Raw genomic sequence first — 19,897 nt, 5'->3', positions numbered from 1 at the left:
TTTTTCTGGTCCTGGTGATGTACGGTTTGAAAGGGTTGGCGCGTGGCTGGCGGTTCGTTGATCAGTTCCACTCGTCCTTCCGGCGGCTCTCTCTCCTCAGAGGGAGATTTCTTGATCCTCCGGGTGGATTGGGCGCAGGTGCTCAGGTCGCTTTCGGAGACCGAAAGCGTCATTCAAGTCGGGACCTCTCTGTGCTTGGCTCAACAGACAAGTGTTATGATATAACGTTTCGCTCTGATACTTTATGCCGTGGACGGAGGCAAGTGGCCAACAGAAAGCTATGTCTGCATTCCGTGACCCCTGCCCTGCACTCGCATTGTTCTCCCTGGCGCCGACGTCGTTGTCATGGAACCGAGCAGATCGGGCCCGACAGCGGCCTGCATTATCAAGGCCGGCTGGACGCGGTTTGGAGCGGATGCCAAGGTCGTGACGTGAACACACGATGGAGTCGGCTGCCTTGATAAAGGGTTGTCTTTTCGACCGGGATTAGCTTGGTCAGCATCGACAGCTCATGGCAGTGCAGGCGTTCCCCCGGTTTTGCCTTCGTATAACCGCGGCTATACCCGCGCCGCGGCGGCGGTCTGTCAGAGGTCTGCAGACCCGGAGTTGGGATGGCGGACATGTCCGAACCAAGATGATGGTTTGGCTGAACGGTCGGTCTTCGTCGGACCCCGGGTATGGGACGGAGGATATAACCGCGGTTATATGGCCTGGTATGCCGGCAATGGTAGTAGATGCCGGACAGAGGATCCAGGTGATACGGAATGCGGTGAGCTTTTCCCTGACGGCCCGCTTTGGTCCGCGCATCTATCTTGATCTCCACGCGGGTTCGCGAAAAGCAGTGCAGATGACTTTGTCGAGCCCGACAAGGTTTCAGGCTGGACCAAAGATCAGATTGCTCATCATCTGATGACCAATCATGCAGGGGCTCCAAGCATCTCGGTATTGGCGCGGGTGTAGTGCCGTCCGGTCATATAGGGGGACAAGACCTGTTCGGGTGACGGCATATCCTTGCTTGCATACATTGCTCGCGCCATCTGGTCCCGACCTGAAGCCCTGCGGACATTAACCGGAGGAAGACGGCCGCCGGCGATTGCCTCTCCTTGTTCCCTGCATCGGAGCATTGACATCAGATAGCTCTGAGGTTTGCCGATCTTCGAGATGTTTTCTGCCACGTAGTCGATCGCGATCAGGGCACCCAAAAGACCAAGACTCTCGATAGCCTTTTCGACCGTGTTCGTGCCCAGTCCCAGAAAGGATGAGAACTCGAACAAGATCTTTGCCGTTTGATGTGGGGACGAGGGCGGAGCCGGATAATACGTTGCCATTGTGTGAAGTTGTTGCCAGTTGCCGTCGATACCTGTTTCCAATCCGTGGCATGGCGTCGGAGAATTTCTTTCTTTTTGTTTCGACTCTATGTGCCGGACAGTTTGACCGTCATCGTCGGGGGGCGTGTCCGGCTGGCTTGTCGTGGGAGCAGATCGGGGCTCCGATTCCGTGGTGATACGCACCGTGCCGCTCGCGTGGCTATCGGCGCGAATTGGTGCAGGACGCGGAGAAGGCGCGTCGTCTACGATGGGGGGTATGCTGTTTTCAAGTTCGCTGATGCGGGCATCGATGGCACGCAGTTCATGCTGCGGCGTCGCTTTGCGCCGGATGGCATTGCGCAGGTGCTCGCGAAGGTCGTCGATCCAGTGGGGCAGGGGTGCAGCGCTGGCGGCAAGGGTTTTCATCACCGCGGTGAACCGGGCGCTGATCGCGTTCTTCAAGGCGCGAAGTGCAAGGCGATCCTCCTCGATCCTTCGGTGCTGATCGAGCAGGTTGCCATAGCATGCCAGCAGCGGCGCCAGATCGATGCCATAGGCATTGACGATGGTCCCTTCGACGTTGCGTTCGGGAAAGCGGCGGCCGTTCGCGCTAAGGCGCCGCGCCACAAGACCCGCGGCTTCCAGGCGGGCCTCGCCGCGGCGGAATCGCCGTTCGTCCATCCCGCAGGCACGGCCCAGAATCTCGGACACGCTCATGAACGATATGTTCAGCCGGGTGGGATCCAGCAGACCGTGGGGCAGAACCGAAAGGTGGGCGCGCAGGACCATGATGTCGCGGTCGGCCAGCCCCAGTTCCTTCCGAAGTGCCGTGACGACGGACAATAGGTCCCAGCGGTCCACGCGCGAAGGGGCGGGACCTGTATTCTGGCAAACATATTCCGTTTGCCTACGCGGCCTGGCCGCGGGCAGTTGTGGTGTCATCCTGATTTCAGACGGCAAAAATAGACCGTTCACCGGAGTCCGGTGTTGAAAGAGGATCACAAAAGGGCTAAACCATCTTTGCTACAAGTACGGTAAGGCCTCTCGGGATTTCGATCTCGGGGGGTCTTTTCTTGCCTGCTCGTCTGCTCCTGTGTTGCTGTTGGCCTGTCTTTTTGTTCCTGGTGCCATATAACCGCGGTAATACATAAATTACCGTTTTAGATCATATGGTTGAGAGTTCACTTTTCCGGCGGCGCCTTTGTTGCCCTGAAGTCCTCGATAAGCTGCGGAAGACGGTCCGAGATGTAGTCGAGTAGACCTTCGTCCGCGGATTTCCCGGCCTTGATCAGAAGCTGCCGCGACATGCGCTGCGATGCGTAGCTGCCATTCACATAGCTTCTCGATGTCGTCTTCACGGCGCCGCGTGCGCCCGGTTTCGACCGGGAGGAGGGTGCCTTTGCCTTGCCCTCCACCCCGGCCGCGACCTTGGTGAAGAGATCCTCGAACCGGTCCGAGCTTTCGGCAATCGTCGGGTCGATCAGCGGCTGGATCTGGTCGGGCCCGATCTTGCCGTCCTTGCACAGCGTCATCAACTGGTCCCATTTCCGGCGGCCGATGCCGCGGGCGGGGCCGATAGCCACGACGCAGTCCTCGTCAAAGAACTTGTAGGTCCGCACCATGGCCGAAACGAGCGGCTGGCTGATGGCCAGGAACTCCGAGATATCGTCCTGCAGGAACCCGGCCTCGGACGCCTTGACCGCGGTGCGGGCACGTTCGATGAAGCTGGTCTCCAGTCGCGCGGAATTCTCGATCCCCTGCGCGATGAAGGCTTCCTTGTCGGACATCCGGGTGATGTAGCCCTTGACCGTCGTCCGGCCGAGCTTGCGCAATGCGGCCAGCCTGCGGCGGCCTGCAACGATCTCGTAGGGTTTTTCCTGGTTGACGATCCGGACGATGATCGGGATCTGCTGACCGTTCTTGTCGATGTTATCGACAAGCTCGTCCAGGCCTTCGTTCACGTCGATACGGTCCTCGATCCGGCTGGGCTGGATCTGATCGATCTGGATGTCCTGGTGCGTCCGTTCGGACTGTGACCGGGCAGAGGCCTCGATATACCTCGGCGCCGCGGCGCCGCCCTGGATCAGCGAACTCCGCCGCCGGGGGCGGGCAGGGGACGTCTCTGTCTCGTCGCGGTCATCGGGGCCGCCGACATCGCCAAGAAGCTTCCGGGCCATCATTCACCCCCCATCTTGGGCAACTTGAAGCCCCACGAGGCCATGATCTCTTCTTCCACCTCGTAGGTGATGTTCTGCAGGCATTCGAAGATGCGGTCGTATGTCTTCCGGGTGCCGGCCGCCTGGGGCCCAAGCTCCATGATCGGCTGCATCGCATTCGACCCGTCGCCGATGGCGGCAGAGTTCAGGAAGTCCGTTTTCAGCATCGCCGGCCCAAGCTGGGAGCGCAGGAACGAACTCAGCTGCAGTTGTGCCTGATCGTGCGGGGAATACCGCGTCAGGATGAAGCGCATGAAGTCGTATTCCTTCTCCTGCTCCACCTGTTCCACGACTTCGAGCGTGCTGGCCCCGAGATCGAGGAACTTTTCCAGGCTGACGACGTCTAGCATCCCGGCAGAGACGGGGATGAGAAGGCCGTTTGCCGCGAAGACGGCGGCGATGACGGCAAAGCTCATGTGCGGCGGCGTATCGAAAAGGATCACGTCGTAGTACGAATCGACCAGTTCCAGCGCATTGACGATCTTGCGGTGCCAGGGCGTGCCAACCCCGTCGGCGAGCCGGAACGAGGCGGAGGTCTCGAATTCGAACTCGGTCATCGAAAGCGACCCGGGCACGATGTCGATGTTCGGGAAATAGGTGGGGGCGATTGCCTCGGTAATGGGGACCGGCCCTTCGGTGCGCAATACGTCGTAGATCGACGGCAGATCGTCTATGTCGGCCTTGACGTCGAACAGGTCAGACAGGCTGCCCTGCGGATCGAGATCGATCAGCAGCACACGGTATCCGCGTACGGCCAGGAATTCCGACAGGTTGCTGGTCAGGCTTGTCTTGGCCACGCCACCTTTCAGGTTGTAGACGGCGATCGTGGCGGGCAGGTCGGTTTCGCCCTTGCGCGGATAAAACTCCCGCGGGATTTTTCCGGCCTCGTAGAGGATGCGCTGGATCTCGTGGATCTCTTCGACCGAGAATGTCCGGCGGTTGCCGGGTTCCAGCCGGCCGTCGGGGAAGCCATCCATGTGCTTCAGATGGTGGCGCAGCGTGTTATAATTGATCCGGAGGGCTTCGGCCGTCTCGCGCACCGAAAGACGCCGCAACTCCTTGTCGGACTTGCGTTCGTCGGGGGCAAAGAGCCGTGCGTTCTGCCGGGACAGTGCATCGCGAATAGTATCACTGTAGCCCCGCATCGCTTGCGAGCCTCGAATCTTCGGCATGCTCTTCCTCGTTTACGTTTTTTGAAGGGGTACAACGACCCGAGGGGGAAAATCTATATAAAGTTGTTGAGCACGGGATTATTTGCGAAGAACACCTCGGATTGTTTGCCAGTGATCGCTTGATAAATGCCTTATATTCTAGCCGCTTGCGCGGGAAGTTTCGACCTGACCGGCCGCCCGGCCCTTTGAGAGGGGGATTGAACCGGCGGGCCGCCTGACCTGGAAATCCAACTGGATTGTGCAACACGCTCCGAATCCCGAAGAGGGCAGGGGCCGTTCCGGATGATTCCGGGACGGTCCGGGCCGCCCCCGCAAGGAAATGAGCGGCGGCACCGGTCAAGAACGTCCGCTTGACCATCGCCGGAAGGTGCAGGGTTAGGCAGTGGAAGTGCCGCTGCACTCGGTGCGACGGAACAAAACTCCGATTCGCGTTCAGACAGCTCTGCTATCAGGTTGCGGTCGCAGGACCTGATCCCCCGGTTGTCCAAGACGCGGTCAGGCCGGATCCTGTCTGTTCGTGACTTTGCGCGGCCCAATCCGGTCCGGGCCCGGTCCGGCCGCGCCCGGGCGTCACCGTGCGGGGGCGCGGATCGGCATGACCTGCAACCGGGCAGGGGGCAATCGGACGATATCGGCCTCGACGCCGTACATGGCATTCAGGTTGCCGGCGGTCAGAACCTCCTCGGCGGGTCCCGAGGCCCGGATCCGCCCATCATGCAGGGCGATCAGCCGGTCGGCGAACTGCGCTGCAAGGTTCAGGTCATGCAGCGCCAGCGCGATAACAGTGCCGGTGGCTGCGGTCACCTCTTTCAGCTTTTCCAGCACAAGCAACTGGTGGCGCAGGTCGAGCGCAGAGGTCGGTTCATCAAGCAACAGGACCCGGGGCGCGCGGAACAGCGCCTGGATCAGGTACACCAGTTGGCGCTGGCCGCCGCTGATCTCGTCCAGGCGCCGTGTCTGCAGTCGGGCCAGCCCGAAAAGGTCCAGCGCGGCGGCTGCCTCGTCGATCAGACCGGACGGAACACGCAGGCCAAGCGATCGTAGCCGTCCCAGCAGGACGACCTCCAGCACGGTCAGGGACGAGGTCGCGCCGGTGTCCTGCGGGACATAGGCAATCTGTGCGCCGCGATCTTCCTGCCTCACGGCCGCGCCGTCCAGCGTCACGCGTCCGGTCGAGGGCAGAAGCCCTGCAACGGCCCTAAGGAAAGTGGACTTGCCCGCGCCGTTGCAGCCGATCAGGGCCGTCAGTTCGCCGCCCTGCCATGTATCGCTGACATCTTCGATGATCCGGGCCGCGCCGTAGCGGACAGTGAGGGTTTCGATGCCGAGTGTCACCAGTTTCTCCTTTGACCGCGGAGGATGAGGAAGAAGAGGAACGGCACCCCGATCACCGCGGTGACGATGCCGATGGGCACGATGGCCCCGGGCGAGACCACCTTGGACAGGACCGAGGCTGCCAACATGATATCCGCCCCGGCAAGCGCTGCCATGGGCAGCAGAAGGCGCTGATCCTCGCCCACGGTCATGCGGGCGATATGGGGCGCGACCAGCCCGACGAAACCGATGGTGCCGACGAAGGCCACCGCGCCCGAGGTCAGAAGGGCCACGACGACAAAGATCCGGATCCGCAGCGCCTCGACATTCACGCCGATTGCGGCGGCGCGGGCGCCGCCCAGACGCAGGGCCGTCAACTGCCAAAGGCTGGGCAGCACCGCGACGGTGGAGATCGCGACCACGGCTGCGACGATGGGCACATTGGACCAGCTGGCACGGACCAGCGATCCAAACAGCCAGAAGACGATGGCCTGCAGGATCTCGGGCGCGGCAAGGTATTGGACCAGCGACTGTGCTGCCTGGAACATGAACAGGGTGGCGATCCCGGCCAGGACCATGATCTCTGGGCTCATGCCCTGCATGCGGGCAAAGCAGTAGACCACGACGCCCGCAACCAGGCACATGGCGAAGGCGGCCAGGGGGATGCTGAGCCAGGGCAGGAACGGCAGCGACAGCCCGGTCAGGATCACAAGGGCCGCGCCGAAACCGGCCGCGGCAGAAAAGCCCAGCGTGTAGGGGCTGGCCAGCGGGTTGCCCAGGATGGTCTGCATGTGGGCGCCCGCCATGCCAAGGGCCATTCCGACAAGGATCGCCATGCAGGTCACCGGCAGGCGGATGTCGAAGACGATGATCCGGGTCATCGAACTGGCGCGGGATGGCGAAAGCAGGGCCTGTACCACGTCCGGTATGCCCAGCATCGACGGCCCGCTGGCGATGTCGGCCACGGTCAGCATCAGGAAGGCCGCGACCCCGGCGGCAAGCCACAAAAGACGTCTGCGCACCAGCGCGCGGTAATCGCCCGCGGATGGCAGTGCGGGGCCGGCATCTGCCGCCCCCGCCCGAACCGTGGTGGTCATCCGTCCTGACCGACCGGTAGCCGGGTCATGTAGGTGCCGACCATCGGCACTGGCATGTAGGTGTCGAAGAACCGGTCCAGTGCCGCCTGAGGGTCCAGGTCGGCAAAGATCTCGGGATAGATCGCCTGGGCCAGGAACTGCAGGAAGGCATAGTCGTAAAGCGTCCGGTTTCCGCCATGGTAGACAGCGAAGACGCGCCCGTTCTTGACCGCTTCCAACTCGTCCCAACCCGGACGGTCCATATAGGGGCGCATCCGCTCGTGGGTCGTGGTCTCGTCCACGTTGGGCCCCATCAGGATCGCCTGGTCCTGTCCCATCCAGCCAGAGCCGGCCAGAAGAACGACCTGCGGATCCTGCGACAGCACGTATTCGGCGCTGAGCGGCCCGTAGTTCTCTACCTGGCCATTGGCGATGTTTTCTGCGCCCAGCTGGTCGATCACGGCGCCCCACTGGGTCCCGGAGTAGGAGTTGTCGTAGACGTCCTTGCCCTTGCGCCCCAGCTCGACATAGATCCGCGGTCGGTCTTCGGCAGGAATGTCCGACAGCCGCGACAGCACGGCCGCGACGGCGTCCTCGTATTCGCCGGCCAGCTGTTCGGCGCGGTCCTCCCGGTTCAGGATCTTGCCCAGCAGCAAGGTGGATTCGACGTGCTTTTCGACTGTCTGCGCATTGTAGTCCAGGACGACCACCGGGATTCCCGCAGCCTCGATCCTGTCGGCAATTTCGCCAAGGGCCTTGTATTGCCAGCTGGCCAGCAGGACCAGATCCGGCCGGCTTGCCACCACGGATTCAAGCGAGAACGTCCCGTCGCCGGTGTCGCCGACATCGGGCAGGTCCGCAATTTTCGGCATGGCGCTGACATAGTTCTTCCATTGCAGGTTGCGCCAGCCTTCCCACGGCCCGCGCGAGATACCGGCAAGGCGGTCGATGCCGTCCGGCCCGGCCACGGCCATGTAGTCTTCGTAGTAGAAGCCAAGGACGATCCGCTGCGGATCGTCGGGCACGTCAACGGTGCGCCCCATCGTGTCGGTTACGGTTTCCGCCCATGCAGGCAGAGCGGCAGATGCCACGAAAGCGGCCGCGGCAAGGCCGCGCAGTACAGGATTGAACATGGGATTTCCTTCAGGTTCACAGATCTCCGGCTGCCGCCCCGGGCGGGGAGCAGGTCGGAAAGGACAGGATTCTGGGGACCTTAAAGGATCGGTGGACCTCGGGTTTGGGCGTCGCCCACCAGACGCAATGCCAGGTGGGGCGGCGGTGCCAATTCCAGCCGGTGGGAAAAGTCGAGCGCGATCTTCTGCCAGTCGACGCCCGTGCGCGGGGGCGCGTCGATGGCGCTGCCGAAGCTGTGGCACCAATCGCAGCCGGTCGACAGATGGGTCTGTTCGACCGGTTCGCCGGTTTCCAGGTCGATCAGGACCGGTTCTTCGCCGAAGACCCCGCACAGTTCGACGATCATTCCCGTGGCCTGCGATACCTGCAGCCCGCCGGCCATGGCGAACTGGATCGCAAGCCATGTCAGCGCCGGAAAGATCAGTCCGAAGCGCCGAAGGGGGGATATGGTTCGCCGGGAAATCAAGAAACAGCAACCGGGTTCAGGAATGTCCCGCCCGTAGTCGCAGCTTGACCGGGGTCCGTCAATCTTTGGAGCGCAGGCATTTCTTTGGGCAACATGCGCCGGTCGCAAATTGCACCGGTTGGAGGCTTTCCCACCATTGACCGCGGAGCGGGCGCCTGCATGCGCCGGTTGGCCTACTGCACGGCGAAGGGTGGGGATGCCGTTTGCGCCTGTCTGTTCCTTCAGGTCTCGGGCAATAGATCGGGATCGTGGATTAGGGAGCGATGCGCGGCTGCAATCAAGCCTGCAAAAGGCCCAGGCGCGCCTGCTGGAACAATGCGCCGGCAATGTCGTCGAAGACGTGGTCCGGGATTTCGACAGCGATTTGCAGAATTGGCGGAAAGTACACGCGTGGGCGATTTCGACGGACATGTTCCGGCCGGATCCGGACAGGGTCAGGGCCGCGCGATCCGGATTCCGATCCGGGCCGCGGCGGATACCTGCCGGGTTTGGAAGGGCCTTTGCAGGCGACCTTCTATTGACAGTCTGCGCGGCCTGCTCTTGAGTGCCGCCGTCGGTTCTCCACCCGGAGATTGAAAGGGAATCCGCCGCCGGGCCTCGTGCCCGGTGAACCGGAACTGCCCCCGCAACTGTAGGCGACGAGCCTTGGTCCGAACCGTGCCACTGGGATCTTCCCGGGAAGGCCGGACCATGGTGATGACCCGCCAGTCAGGAGACCTGCCGACACTTGCAACCGTAACACCGGGCGGGGTGCCCGGGGAGGATATCGATGAATACCGCTCGTCGCGACACCTCTGTCGATGCATGTCAGCCTGCCGTTCCGGCGGGCCAGCCGTGTCGTCGCGCGCCCCGGATCGGATCCAATCGATCTGGAGACTGACATGAAAATCAACCTGTTCGGCGCGGCCGCCGGGCTCTTGCTGGCCCCGACCATGGCGCTGGCCACTGACTATCCGCTGACCATCGAGAACTGCGGCCAGAGTGTCACCTTCGAGGCGGCCCCCGAAAGCGCCGTGACCATCGGCCAGTCGGCGACCGAGACGCTTTACATGCTGGGGCTGGGTGACAAGGTCACCGGGACCTCGGTCTGGTTCAACGACGTCCTGCCCCAGTTCAGGGACCTGAACGATGGGGTCGAGCGGCTGGCGGACAACGATCCCAGCTTCGAATCCGTGGTCGCCAAGCGGCCGGGGCTGGTGGCGATCCAGTACGAATGGCATGTCGGCCCGCAGGGCATCGTAGGCACGCGCGACCAGTTCCACGACCTGGGCATCCCGACCTACGTGATGCCGGCCGACTGCGATACCAAGGACAACACGACCGGCGGCGACGGCACGCGGACATCCGCCTTTTCCACCGACAGCGTCTACAAGGGCATCACCCAGCTGGCGCAGATCTTCGATGTGGAAGACCGCGGCGCCGAACTGGTCACGGACCTGAAGGCCCGCGAGGCTGCGGCCATCGAAAAGGCGAAAGCGCTGGGGCTTAAGGATGTGTCGGCCGTGTTCTGGTTCTCGTCCGCCGACACGGATGTCGATCCTTACGTTGCCGGTCAGAAGGGCGCGCCGGGCTACATGATGGAGAATCTGGGCGTCACCAACGTGATCCAGTCGGACGAGGAATGGCCGACCGTGGGTTGGGAAAGCATCGCCCGGTCCGATCCGACTGTGATCGTGGTCGCCGAGATGGACCGTCGCCGCTTTCCCGCGGATGACATCGACAAGAAGATGGAATTCCTGACCACGGATCCGGTGGCGAAGGAAATGACCGCCGTCCGCGAAGGCCGGATCGTGGTCATGGACGCACACGCGATGAGCGCCACGATGCGATCGATCTTCGGGCTTGAAGCGGTCGCCGACGCGCTGGCCGGGCTGCAAGGTCAATGAGCGACGCCGCGCTCGTCCGGGCGCGGCGCCCGCACTGGCACTGGGGATGGATCGCCCCCCCGGTGCTGGCTGCGGCGCTTCTGGCCGGGATCTGCATCGGCGAGACCCGGATCCCGCTGGAGACCGTGATAAAGGTGCTGGGCGCCAGGATCTTCGGGATGGACCTGGGCGTCGACCGGATCGACGCCGGCATCATCTGGAGCTACCGGGCCTCGCGGGCGGTGGTGGCGGCCTGCTGCGGCACGGGGTTGGCACTGTCGGGTGTGGTGCTGCAGGCACTGCTGCGGAACGCGCTGGCCGATCCTTACCTGCTGGGGATTTCGGCCGGGGCATCGACCGGGGCGGTCGCGGTCACGGTGGCCGGGTTGGGGGCGGGCGCGATTTCGCTTTCGGCGGGGGCCTTTGCGGGCGCCGTCCTGGCCTTTGCGCTGGTCGCGATCCTGGCACGCGCCGCGGGGGGCGGTCCCGGGATGCAGGCCGCAGGGGTCATAGTGCTGGCCGGCATCGCGGGCTCGCAGCTCTTCAACGCGCTGACGGCCTTTATCATTGCCAAGTCGGCCAATGCCGAACAGGCGCGGGGCATCATGTTCTGGCTTCTGGGCAACCTGTCGGGGGTGCGCTGGGACGATGCCCTTGTGGCCGTACCGGCCGCGTTCGGCGGACTGGGGATCTGCCTTTGGTTCATCCGTGCGCTGGATGCCTTCACATTCGGGGCCGACAGTGCGGCAGCACTGGGCGTGCCGGTGCGGCAGGTCCAGGTGATCCTGATCGCCGCCACCGCGCTGGTCACCGCCTGCATGGTGTCAATGGTCGGCTCCATCGGCTTTGTCGGACTGGTGATCCCCCATGCGATGCGCTTTGTCGTGGGGGTCCGTCACGGGCGACTGGTTCCGGCATCGGCGCTGGCCGGTGCCGTCTTCCTGATTGCCTCGGATATCATCTCGCGCGTGCTGATCCCGGGGCAGGTCCTGCCGATCGGGGTCATAACCGCATTGGTGGGTGCGCCGGCCTTCGCCCTGATCCTGATCCGTGGAGGACGCGGCACATGATCCTCGAAGCACAGGACCTGGGCTGGTCGGTCTCGGGCGCCGACATCGTCGACGGGGTTTGCCTGTCGGTCCGCGAAGGCGAAACGCTGGGGCTGATCGGTCCGAACGGGTCCGGCAAGTCGTCGCTGCTGAAGATGCTGGCGGGCATCAGGCGGCCGGGGCGGGGGCAGGTCCGGTTGGATGGCCGACCCATGGCTGACATGGGGCAGCGCGCCATTGCGCAGAACATCGCGCTGGTCGAACAGCAGGCCGACACAGGCAACCGCATAACCGTCCGCGACGCCGTAGAACTGGGCCGGACACCCTGGCTGAGCGCGCTTCAGCCCTGGTCTTCGCAGGATGACGCCATCGTCGGCCGTGCGCTGGACGATGTCGGGATGGGGCACATGGCCGGCCGGTACTGGCACACCCTGTCCGGGGGCGAACGCCAGCGGGTCCATATCGCCCGCGCCCTGGCGCAAGAGCCCCGGATCCTGATGCTGGACGAACCGACCAATCACCTCGACATCCATCACCAGCTGTCAATCCTGCACCTGGTCCGCGCACTGCCGGTGACCGTGGTGGTGGCGCTGCACGACCTGAACCAGGCGATGGATTGCGACCGCATCGCGGTCATGTCCGGTGGTCGGCTGATGGATCAGGGAGCGCCCGACGCGGTCCTGACCGAAACCATTCTGTCCGAGATTTTCGACGTCCGTGCGCGGTTCCTGACCGATCCCGTGGATGGCGCGCGGATCATGCGCTTCCAATCCGGAGACCGCGCTACGCCCGGGATTGCGGCGGGGCGGGCCACCACCCCGGATTTCCCTTATCTTGCAAAGACGAAGGTCGCGACATGAACCTGGCCAGCCCCTGTGTCGGAAACTGCACCATGGATGCCACGACGGGATTTTGCCTGGGCTGCGCCCGCACAACGGAGGAAATCGCCGGCTGGGGACTGGCCGATGCCGCCACGCGGGGCGCCATCTGGGACGTGCTGCCGGCGCGGCTGGAACGGCTGGGAGTGACCTGCCGGCGGCTTGACTGGACCACCGATCAGGTGCGCACCTTCGTGCGGAGCACGCTGGAGGGCGCCCGGGGCACATGGGTGGCCGGCGTGCTGGGCGGCGTCGGCGAGTTCTGTGCCGCTCCGGGCAAAGCGATCGAGGTCGAAGAGGACGGCGACAACATCATTGCCCGCACCGAAGGCGCGCGCCTGCGTTTCCTGATCGACGATGCCGTGCGCGCGCTGACCTTCGAGGCGCCGGATATCCCGCCGGAACGGGCGCGCATCGTCCTGGCTGTCAAGCGCGAACGCGGCCGGCCGCCGGTGGCGGACGGGATCGCGGCTCTTGGTCCGGACCGGAACGCGATCGACAGCGTCGACCGCCGGTGCGCGCTCTACGATCTGGGTCTGGGCCGGAAAGAGGCCCGGTTCTGCGTCCGTGTCGCCCCCGGCCCGGCGCACGAGGCGATGGACCGCGCCCTGGGCATCGCGTTCCCGGCCTGCATGGGCACCATCGGCCACGCGCTTCTGGCCGAAAGCCCGGCCCGGGTGATCGAGACCCCGCTGGGCCGGGTCGAGGTGCTGGCCCCGATCCCGGCGCCGGGCGGCCAGTCGCCCGTGGGGCCGCATACCCACCTTCTGCCGGACCTTCTGTCGTCGGGCCGGGCCACGCCGGTAGGGATGGACATGCCCCGGGCCTATCTGCCGGGGGCGATCTTCTATCCGCGCAGCTGACGCAGCGGGGCCGGGGCGACACCTGCGGCCACTCCGGCCCACTGCACCGCGGCCAGTAGGGTGAAGGCCAGGGCATTGGTCCAGCCGACATAGGCCAGAACCGGCAGCGAGATCGCCCCGGGATGGGACGACAGCGCCAGGCCCACCGTCCAGATCACCGCCTGCTGCGCGCAGAATGCGGTTGCGAACCCAAGGATCCATCGCAGGGCGGGGGCGGACCCGTTCAGGGCGCTCTTCGTGAAACGGGCGGCGCAGAGGGCCGCCAGCGCAGAAAGGCTCAGTGCTACGCCCCAGGCGATGGTCTCGGGATCGGTCGGATAGCCGAGAAGACCGAACCCGATGGCCTGATTGGCCAGCCACGCCAGCAGGACCGCGGCCACGCCGTCGCGAAGGGGCAGGGCCAGGGCCGCCACGGCGCCAAGGGCCGCGAAGGGCATGCCGCAGGTCAGGGCCAGGCTGATGAGGATGCTGACCGCGCTCAGAGCCGCGATCCAGGCAGGGCGTCCAAGGGTTGTCGTCATGCTGAAGTCTCCGGTGAGGTGCGAGTGTCGGTCGGGCCCGGTTTCCGGGCCACAAGGATGAAGCGGTTCCAGACCCGGGTTCTCAGCCTGTTGCGCAGGCCGTTGGCGCGCCGCTGCGCGCGCGAAATCGGGGCGTGGGACAGGTGCCGAAAATCTTCGAACCCCGCCTGTTCCAGCAGGGGCAGGATCCTGTCGACGGTCAGCCCGCCGCGGAAGGGCAGTCGGGCCATGATGTCGGCATGGGCCTTTGCGGCCGTCTCGTCCGCACTAGGCTCGGGCGACAGCCGCGCCCAGAGCGCCAGCAGTTTTGCCGCCAGCGGGCTGGCCGGGCGGGCCCAGTCGCCATCGTAGATCAACAGCCGCCCGCCGGGGCGCAGGACGCGAAACCAGTCGGTAAAGGCGGCCTCGGGTTCCACCAGCGTCCAGACCAGATGGCGGCAGAGGATCGCGTCATAGCTGGCGTCGGGCTCCATCGTCTGGCAGGCATTGGCCAGGATGAACCGCAATCGCGGCTTGCCTGCGTGCTTGGCCTTTGCCACGGCCATCATGTCTTCCGAGAAATCTAGGCCCGTCACGTCGTGGCCCAGGTCGTGGACCAGCCGGGTGACTTCACCGGTGCCGCAGGCCAGTTCCAGCACCCGCTGCGGCGCCGGACCCAGATGATCGCGCATCGGCTGCGCCCAGGCCTCGGCCTCGGGCCCCGGCGGGATGTAGTGGCCGAAAGACAGGTCGAAGGTCTTTGACCGGCGCGACCAGTAGTCCTTGATCTCGTCTGTCAGATCCCGGTTCGTGGTCATTGCTGCGCCGCCATGATCTGATCGAAGCGCTGGCGCGCGCGGGGCGGCAGGTCGTCCGGGAAGACCGGGTTCCCCGCATCGCCCACGGCGATCAGCATGACCATGCCCATCATGTAGTGCGGACTGCACTTGACCCCGTAGATCCCCGGTTCGGTGAGGGTGACGGTGAAGTCCTCGTTGATGTTGCCCTTGAAGGGCTGGGCTCCCGCCGGGATCATGCCGTCGATGGTGGCGGCATTGTGGCTGCGCTGGACCGGAACGAAGCGAACGCTGTCGCCGGGCTGTATCCGCAGGAAGTCCGGTTCATAGATCATCGGGCCGCGGTCGTTTCGCGTATACATCGCCACTTCGTGGGTTTCGGCCAGGGCCGGACCGGCCAGAAGGGTGGCGATCATCAATAGGGCAGGCTTCATCGGTAGTCCTTTGCGTTAGGGGAGGGGGGTCCGAAGCTTCTCCGGAACCCGGAGGCCATCACTGGCCCGCATTCATCGAGGTGAGCGCATCGGCCAGGGTTTCCAGCCCGTCGATCACGCGGGTCGAGCCGCCCATCGGCATCACGTCCATCGCGATTACGCGGTTCTGCTGGACGGCATCCATCAGGCTGGCCACCGGATCGGTGTGCAGGAACTCCATCTTGGCCTCGGTCGAATCCATCGGATAGCGGCGGCGGGTCATGTCGCCGATCACGATGAAGGTCGGGTTGGCCCGGGCGATGGTCTCCCATCCCACGGTCGGCCAGTCTTCGGTGCTGTCGATGATGTTCGTCAGCCCCAGTTGCCGCATCATGTAGCCCGGCGTGCCGTTCCGGCCTGCGACATAGGGATCGGCCTCCTTCGTGGCGGACGAAAACCAGAACACGATCGAGACGCCGTTTAGATCGACATCGGCGATCCTTGCCAGCGCAGCTTCTTCGCGTGCCTGCAGTTCGGCCACCAGTTCCGCGCCGCGGTCCGGGATATCGAAGATCAGGGCCAGTTCGGTGATGTCGTTGTAGATCAGGTCCATCTCGAACGGGATCGGGCGCGGCCCGTCCGAGGTCTGCATCTTGGGCCGGTCGGCGCAGTCCGAGGGCAGGTTGTAGGCGGGAATGCCGACTTTGGCGAACTGCGCCTGCGTGCCGACGACGCCCTTTTGTCCGATATGGAACTGCAGGTCGGCGGTGACGAAATCGGGTTTCCTGGCGATCACAGCCTCGAAGGACGGGTCGTTGTCGGCCAGGCGTTCGACGCGGGCGTTCGCTTCGGCGAATTGCGGCAGGACCGGGCTGCGCCAGACGGCGGTGCCCACGACCTTGTCGGCCAGGCCCAGCAGGTACAGCATTTCGGTCCCGCGCTGGCCCAACGACACGACGGTTTCGGGCGCCTTGTCGAATGTCAGATCGATCCCGCAATTGTGGATGGTCAGGGGATACCGCGTGGACCCGGCCGTGGCGGGCACGGCAAGGGTTGCGGATGCCAGGGCGGCACCCGCGGCAATCTTCAGGAACATGGGTCGTCTCCGATCGGTGTTTCGACCCGAACAGGAGAGGACACGCCGTCCCGGAGGCTTTCGGCCGGACGGACCGGGGCGGCCGTACCAAGCGCGATGGCAGAGGCAACCCGGTCGGGCCGCACAGGGGAAATCTTCATTCGACACCTCCCCGGACACCCCGTCCGGGCCGCGTTGCTGACAGCGTCGGCAGGTCTCCTGACTGGCGGGTCATGGCTTGCAGCTGCCTTCCCGAGGAGCCTGTCCTCAGTGGCCTTGGGTGCTGCGCGCTCACCGCTTACAGTTGCGGGGGCAGTTCCGTTTCGCCGGCGGACCGGCGGCGGATTCCCTTTTCATTCCGGGTGGAAACCGACACCCGAAGCGCTAGCCCACGGCCACGGATTTGGCAACCGTGCGTGAGCCGGCCGGCCGGTTTCATCTACGGCAAGCCCGAAATGGCGGTGTATGGCCCGGGGCATGCAATCCAGATATTGACCTTCCCACCCAAAGTGCCACAAGATACAGGTGCTTTGGTGCCCGCGACTCAAATCAAGGGCTAAGAGGGAAGCCGGTGCGGTCCGATGGACCCATTCCGGCGCTGCCCCCGCAACTGTAAGCGGCGAGCGACGCTGATCACGCCACCGGATCCACCCGGGAAGGCCAGCCGAGCGACAACCCGCGAGCCAGGAAACCTGCCAGGGCACGACCATGACGACCGCAGGCGGAGGGCCTCGGGGTGTACGCGAAAGGGCTGGCATCAGGATGCCAGCGCCGATCCGTTGTCCCCTGTCCTCGATACGCGCAACAGAGAGGACAGAGCAATGTCGATCACCGTCTATTCCAAACCGGCCTGCGTGCAGTGCACGGCAACCACCCGTGCACTGGAGGCCCAGGGCATTGCCTATAACCTGGTCGACCTGACCGTGGACGCCGCTGCCATGACCCGCGTGACCGAACTGGGCTATCGCCAGGCGCCGGTTGTCATCGCGGGCGACGATCACTGGGCGGGTTTCCGTCCGGACCTGATCCGCCGTCTGGCCTGATCCGGGGCAGGGGGACAGCGCCTTGGGAGGGATCGTCTACTTCTCGTCGCGGTCGGGCAACACGGCCCGTTTCGTGACGGCGCTGGGTCTGCCCGCGGCGCGCATCCCTTTGGGGACGGACACGAAGATGCCCCGCCCGGACATGCCCTTTGCCCTGATCTGTCCCACCTATGCCGATGGCGAAGGCCGCGGCGCGGTGCCGAAACAGGTGATCCGCTTTCTGAACGATCCCGACCGGCGGGCGTTGCTGCGTGGCGTCATCGCCGCGGGCAACCGCAATTTCGGCACGACCTTCGCACTGGCCGGCGATGTCATCGCCCGGAAGTGCGGGGTGCCTGTGCTCTACCGGTTCGAACTGGCCGGCACCGAAACCGATATCGCCCGCGTTCGCGCCGGGCTGGAAAAACTGTGGAGAGCGGAATGCTTGACGATGTGAAGGGCGGCATGAAGGGCGACGGGGCCGAAACGCTCGACTACCATGCGCTGAACGCGATGCTGAACCTCTACGACGAGGCCGGTCAGATCCGTTTCGATGCCGACCGCAAGGCGGCGCGGCAGTATTTCCTGCAACATGTGAATCAGAACACCGTCTTCTTCCATTCGCTGGACGAGAAGCTGGGCTACCTTGTCGACGAAGGTTACTACGAGGCCGAGGTGCTGGCGCAGTATCCGCGCGAGTTCATCCAACGGATTTGGGACGCGGCCTTTGCCCGCAAGTTCCGGTTCCCGACCTTCCTGGGCGCCTTCAAGTACTACACCTCGTACACGCTGAAGACCCGCGACGGGCAGCGCTATCTGGAACGCTACGAGGATCGCGTCGTCATGGTCGCCCTGACGCTGGCGCGCGGCGATCAGGCGCTGGCGATGTCCTTCATGGAAGAGATCATTTCCGGCCGGTTCCAACCCGCAACTCCCACGTTCCTGAATGCCGGAAAGGCCTCGCGCGGAGAGCTGATCTCGTGCTTCCTGCTTCGGGTCGAGGACAACATGGAAAGCATCGGCCGGGCGATCAATTCGTCACTTCAACTGTCGAAACGCGGCGGCGGCGTGGCCCTGATGCTGACCAACATCCGCGAGCACGGCGCGCCGATCAAGGGGATCGAAAACCAGTCCTCGGGCGTGATCCCGGTGATGAAGCTGCTGGAAGACAGCTTTTCCTATGCCAACCAGCTGGGCGCGCGGCAGGGGGCGGGGGCGGTCTATCTGAACGCGCACCACCCGGATATCCTGCAGTTCCTGGACACCAAGCGCGAGAACGCGGACGAGAAGATCCGCATCAAGACCCTGTCGCTGGGTGTCGTCATCCCCGACGTGACCTTCGACCTGGCTAAGAAGAACGAGGACATGTACCTCTTTTCGCCCCACGACGTGGAGCGGGTCTATGGCCTGCCGTTCTCCGACATCTCGGTGACCGAAAAATACGACGAGATGGTCGGCGACAAGCGGATCCGCAAGAAGAAGATCAACGCGCGGGCGTTCTTCCAGACACTGGCCGAGATCCAGTTCGAAAGCGGCTATCCCTACATCATGTTCGAGGACAGCGTGAACCGCGCCAACCCGATCGCGGGCCGGATCGCGATGTCGAACCTGTGTTCCGAGATCCTGCAGGTGAACGAGGCGTCGGAATTCAACGACGACCTGAGCTATGCGAAGATGGGCGCCGATATCTCGTGCAACCTGGGGTCTCTGAACATCGCGAAGGCGATGGACGGCGGCGATCTGGGGCGGACCGTGGAAAGCGCGATCCGCGCGCTGACGGCGGTCAGCGAGATGTCGGCCATCGAGTCCGTGCCGTCGGTCCGTAAGGGCAACGACGACGCGCATGCGGTGGGGCTGGGCCAGATGAACCTGCACGGGTTCCTGGCACGCGAGCGGATCCATTACGACAGCGCCGAGGGCGTGGACTTCACCCGTGCCTATTTTGCTGCCGTGGCCTTCCACGCGATCCGCGCCTCGAACGCGCTGGCGCGCGAAAAGGGGGCGACCTTCAAGGGGTTCGAGACGTCTCGTTATGCCGACGGGTCGTTCTTCGGGAAATATGTCGACCGGGACTGGCTGCCGGAGACGGAGGCGGTGCAGGCGCTGTTCGACCGGATGGGCGTGGCGCTGCCTAGGCGCGCGGACTGGGCCGGTCTGCGCGATGCGGTGATGCAGGACGGGCTTTACAACCGGAACCTTCAGGCGGTGCCGCCTACGGGCTCGATCAGCTACATCAACAATTCGACCTCCTCGATCCACCCGATCGTGTCCAAGATCGAGATCCGCAAGGAAGGCAAGATCGGCCGCGTCTACTACCCTGCGCCGTTCATGACGAACGAGAACCTCGGCTATTACCGCGACGCCTACGAGATCGGGCCCGAGGCGATCATCGACGTCTATGCCGCCGCGACTGAACACGTGGACCAGGGCCTGTCGCTGACGCTGTTCTTCCCGGCGGAGGCCACGACCCGTGACATCAACCGCGCCCAGATCTACGCGTGGCGGAAAGGGATCAAGACGATCTACTATGTCCGCCTGCGCCAGACCGCGCTGGAAGGGACCGAAGTTCAGGGCTGCGTGTCCTGTACTTTGTAACCGGTGGCGGCGGGGTAGACCCCGCCCGACGCCAGACCCGACCGTGACACATCCGCAGGGTGCGTGGTCCCCAGGCACCGCCCGCTGAAAGACCATCCGACATGGGACAGCGCCCGTTCCCCGACGTTGCAGGCCGGGGGGATGACCCCGGCCCC

18 protein-coding genes and 3 riboswitches are annotated in these 19,897 nt (G+C 64.4%); of the genes, 7 read left to right on the top strand and 11 right to left on the bottom strand.

What is annotated here, in order from left to right:
- Positions 1-917: 917 nt before the first annotated feature.
- From FQK05_RS19095 to FQK05_RS19065, 7 genes are all read right to left on the bottom strand, one after another.
- On the bottom strand, positions 918-2,249 hold the full coding sequence (locus FQK05_RS19095) for a helix-turn-helix domain-containing protein (RefSeq protein ID WP_233270577.1): 1,332 nt from the start codon (positions 2,247-2,249) through the stop codon (positions 918-920).
- Positions 2,250-2,488: 239 nt separating this feature from the next.
- On the bottom strand, positions 2,489-3,484 hold the full coding sequence (locus FQK05_RS19090; protein ID WP_233270576.1) for a ParB/RepB/Spo0J family partition protein: 996 nt from the start codon (positions 3,482-3,484) through the stop codon (positions 2,489-2,491).
- Positions 3,484-4,695, bottom strand: coding sequence for an AAA family ATPase (locus tag FQK05_RS19085; protein WP_158969873.1), 1,212 nt, complete (start codon positions 4,693-4,695; stop codon positions 3,484-3,486). The genes FQK05_RS19090 and FQK05_RS19085 overlap by 1 nt, the downstream gene beginning before the upstream one ends.
- Before the next feature lie 570 nt (positions 4,696-5,265).
- On the bottom strand, positions 5,266-6,030 hold the full coding sequence (locus FQK05_RS19080; RefSeq protein ID WP_158969871.1) for an ABC transporter ATP-binding protein: 765 nt from the start codon (positions 6,028-6,030) through the stop codon (positions 5,266-5,268).
- Entirely contained in the window at positions 6,027-7,106 is a 1,080-nt protein-coding gene (locus tag FQK05_RS19075) for a FecCD family ABC transporter permease (RefSeq protein ID WP_158969870.1), read from the bottom strand. Before FQK05_RS19075 ends, FQK05_RS19080 begins: the two co-directional genes overlap by 4 nt.
- Positions 7,103-8,218 carry an ABC transporter substrate-binding protein gene (locus FQK05_RS19070; protein ID WP_158969868.1) on the bottom strand — a complete coding sequence of 372 codons (1,116 nt, stop codon included), beginning with the start codon at positions 8,216-8,218 and terminating at the stop codon, positions 7,103-7,105. The genes FQK05_RS19075 and FQK05_RS19070 overlap by 4 nt, the downstream gene beginning before the upstream one ends.
- 80 nt (positions 8,219-8,298) lie before the next feature.
- On the bottom strand, positions 8,299-8,565 hold the full coding sequence (locus tag FQK05_RS19065; RefSeq protein ID WP_158969866.1) for a hypothetical protein: 267 nt from the start codon (positions 8,563-8,565) through the stop codon (positions 8,299-8,301).
- Positions 8,566-9,222: 657 nt separating this feature from the next.
- Positions 9,223-9,424, top strand: a riboswitch (cobalamin riboswitch).
- 142 nt (positions 9,425-9,566) lie between these two features.
- Here FQK05_RS19065 and FQK05_RS19060 point away from each other — a divergent pair.
- Genes FQK05_RS19060 through FQK05_RS26220 form a run of 4 tightly spaced genes read left to right on the top strand, consistent with a single transcriptional unit; the run spans position 9,567 to position 13,340 of the window.
- Positions 9,567-10,571, top strand: coding sequence for an ABC transporter substrate-binding protein (locus FQK05_RS19060; RefSeq protein ID WP_158969864.1), 1,005 nt, complete (start codon positions 9,567-9,569; stop codon positions 10,569-10,571).
- Positions 10,568-11,620, top strand: coding sequence for a FecCD family ABC transporter permease (locus tag FQK05_RS19055; protein ID WP_158969862.1), 1,053 nt, complete (start codon positions 10,568-10,570; stop codon positions 11,618-11,620). The genes FQK05_RS19060 and FQK05_RS19055 overlap by 4 nt, the downstream gene beginning before the upstream one ends.
- Complete coding sequence (locus tag FQK05_RS19050) at positions 11,617-12,459, top strand: ABC transporter ATP-binding protein (protein WP_158969860.1); 843 nt, start codon at positions 11,617-11,619, stop codon at positions 12,457-12,459. Before FQK05_RS19055 ends, FQK05_RS19050 begins: the two co-directional genes overlap by 4 nt.
- Positions 12,456-13,340, top strand: coding sequence for a DUF1289 domain-containing protein (locus FQK05_RS26220; protein ID WP_158969858.1), 885 nt, complete (start codon positions 12,456-12,458; stop codon positions 13,338-13,340). The genes FQK05_RS19050 and FQK05_RS26220 overlap by 4 nt, the downstream gene beginning before the upstream one ends.
- Here the strand turns inward: FQK05_RS26220 and FQK05_RS19040 are convergent.
- From FQK05_RS19040 to FQK05_RS19025, 4 genes are read right to left on the bottom strand one after another with little or no spacing between them, the layout of a single operon-like run.
- Positions 13,325-13,861: a hypothetical protein gene (locus tag FQK05_RS19040; protein ID WP_158969856.1), complete on the bottom strand. Its 537-nt coding sequence runs from the start codon at positions 13,859-13,861 to the stop codon at positions 13,325-13,327. The genes FQK05_RS26220 and FQK05_RS19040 overlap by 16 nt on opposite strands.
- Positions 13,858-14,658, bottom strand: coding sequence for a class I SAM-dependent methyltransferase (locus FQK05_RS19035; RefSeq protein ID WP_158969854.1), 801 nt, complete (start codon positions 14,656-14,658; stop codon positions 13,858-13,860). The genes FQK05_RS19040 and FQK05_RS19035 overlap by 4 nt, the downstream gene beginning before the upstream one ends.
- Positions 14,655-15,071 (bottom strand): pseudoazurin, encoded by a 417-nt coding sequence (locus FQK05_RS19030; protein ID WP_158969852.1) that lies wholly within the window; start codon positions 15,069-15,071, stop codon positions 14,655-14,657. The genes FQK05_RS19035 and FQK05_RS19030 overlap by 4 nt, the downstream gene beginning before the upstream one ends.
- 58 nt (positions 15,072-15,129) lie before the next feature.
- The gene (locus tag FQK05_RS19025) at positions 15,130-16,146 is read right to left on the bottom strand and encodes an ABC transporter substrate-binding protein (RefSeq protein ID WP_158969850.1); all 1,017 of its coding nucleotides are present in this window, start codon (positions 16,144-16,146) and stop codon (positions 15,130-15,132) included.
- A gap of 171 nt (positions 16,147-16,317) precedes the next feature.
- Positions 16,318-16,514: riboswitch (cobalamin riboswitch) on the bottom strand.
- Positions 16,515-16,639: 125 nt separating this feature from the next.
- Positions 16,640-16,839: riboswitch (cobalamin riboswitch) on the top strand.
- Positions 16,840-16,946: 107 nt separating this feature from the next.
- On the opposite strand from FQK05_RS19025, the gene nrdH reads away from it, so the two are divergent.
- From nrdH to nrdE, 3 genes are read left to right on the top strand one after another with little or no spacing between them, the layout of a single operon-like run.
- A complete protein-coding gene (gene nrdH, locus FQK05_RS19020) occupies positions 16,947-17,168 on the top strand; it encodes a glutaredoxin-like protein NrdH (protein WP_158969848.1) in 222 nt (73 codons plus the stop codon).
- Between the two features lie 22 nt (positions 17,169-17,190).
- A complete protein-coding gene (nrdI, locus tag FQK05_RS19015) occupies positions 17,191-17,604 on the top strand; it encodes a class Ib ribonucleoside-diphosphate reductase assembly flavoprotein NrdI (RefSeq protein ID WP_158969846.1) in 414 nt (137 codons plus the stop codon).
- Positions 17,589-19,742 (top strand): class 1b ribonucleoside-diphosphate reductase subunit alpha, encoded by a 2,154-nt coding sequence (gene nrdE, locus FQK05_RS19010; RefSeq protein ID WP_158969843.1) that lies wholly within the window; start codon positions 17,589-17,591, stop codon positions 19,740-19,742. Before nrdI ends, nrdE begins: the two co-directional genes overlap by 16 nt.
- Positions 19,743-19,897: the final 155 nt, after the last annotated feature.

The sequence above is a fragment of the Chachezhania sediminis genome (genome assembly GCF_009765275.1).
Taxonomy (GTDB): domain Bacteria; phylum Pseudomonadota; class Alphaproteobacteria; order Rhodobacterales; family Rhodobacteraceae; genus Chachezhania; species Chachezhania sediminis.
This window is presented reverse-complemented; position numbering and strand designations above follow the sequence as displayed.

What these genes read in the sequence shown, in the direction of transcription:
- nrdH (WP_158969848.1), top strand. Translation starts at nt 16,947, where the DNA reads ATGTCGATCACCGTCTATTCCAAACCGGCCTGCGTGCAGTGCACGGCA.
- FQK05_RS19075 (WP_158969870.1), bottom strand. Translation starts at nt 7,106, where the DNA reads ATGACCACCACGGTTCGGGCGGGGGCGGCAGATGCCGGCCCCGCACTG.
- FQK05_RS19095 (WP_233270577.1), bottom strand. Translation starts at nt 2,249, where the DNA reads ATGACACCACAACTGCCCGCGGCCAGGCCGCGTAGGCAAACGGAATAT.
- FQK05_RS19035 (WP_158969854.1), bottom strand. Translation starts at nt 14,658, where the DNA reads ATGACCACGAACCGGGATCTGACAGACGAGATCAAGGACTACTGGTCG.
- FQK05_RS19065 (WP_158969866.1), bottom strand. Translation starts at nt 8,565, where the DNA reads ATGATCGTCGAACTGTGCGGGGTCTTCGGCGAAGAACCGGTCCTGATC.
- FQK05_RS19055 (WP_158969862.1), top strand. Translation starts at nt 10,568, where the DNA reads ATGAGCGACGCCGCGCTCGTCCGGGCGCGGCGCCCGCACTGGCACTGG.
- FQK05_RS19040 (WP_158969856.1), bottom strand. Translation starts at nt 13,861, where the DNA reads ATGACGACAACCCTTGGACGCCCTGCCTGGATCGCGGCTCTGAGCGCG.
- FQK05_RS19090 (WP_233270576.1), bottom strand. Translation starts at nt 3,484, where the DNA reads ATGGCCCGGAAGCTTCTTGGCGATGTCGGCGGCCCCGATGACCGCGAC.
- FQK05_RS19050 (WP_158969860.1), top strand. Translation starts at nt 11,617, where the DNA reads ATGATCCTCGAAGCACAGGACCTGGGCTGGTCGGTCTCGGGCGCCGAC.
- FQK05_RS19085 (WP_158969873.1), bottom strand. Translation starts at nt 4,695, where the DNA reads ATGCCGAAGATTCGAGGCTCGCAAGCGATGCGGGGCTACAGTGATACT.
- FQK05_RS19025 (WP_158969850.1), bottom strand. Translation starts at nt 16,146, where the DNA reads ATGTTCCTGAAGATTGCCGCGGGTGCCGCCCTGGCATCCGCAACCCTT.
- nrdE (WP_158969843.1), top strand. Translation starts at nt 17,589, where the DNA reads ATGCTTGACGATGTGAAGGGCGGCATGAAGGGCGACGGGGCCGAAACG.
- FQK05_RS19030 (WP_158969852.1), bottom strand. Translation starts at nt 15,071, where the DNA reads ATGAAGCCTGCCCTATTGATGATCGCCACCCTTCTGGCCGGTCCGGCC.
- FQK05_RS26220 (WP_158969858.1), top strand. Translation starts at nt 12,456, where the DNA reads ATGAACCTGGCCAGCCCCTGTGTCGGAAACTGCACCATGGATGCCACG.
- FQK05_RS19060 (WP_158969864.1), top strand. Translation starts at nt 9,567, where the DNA reads ATGAAAATCAACCTGTTCGGCGCGGCCGCCGGGCTCTTGCTGGCCCCG.
- FQK05_RS19070 (WP_158969868.1), bottom strand. Translation starts at nt 8,218, where the DNA reads ATGTTCAATCCTGTACTGCGCGGCCTTGCCGCGGCCGCTTTCGTGGCA.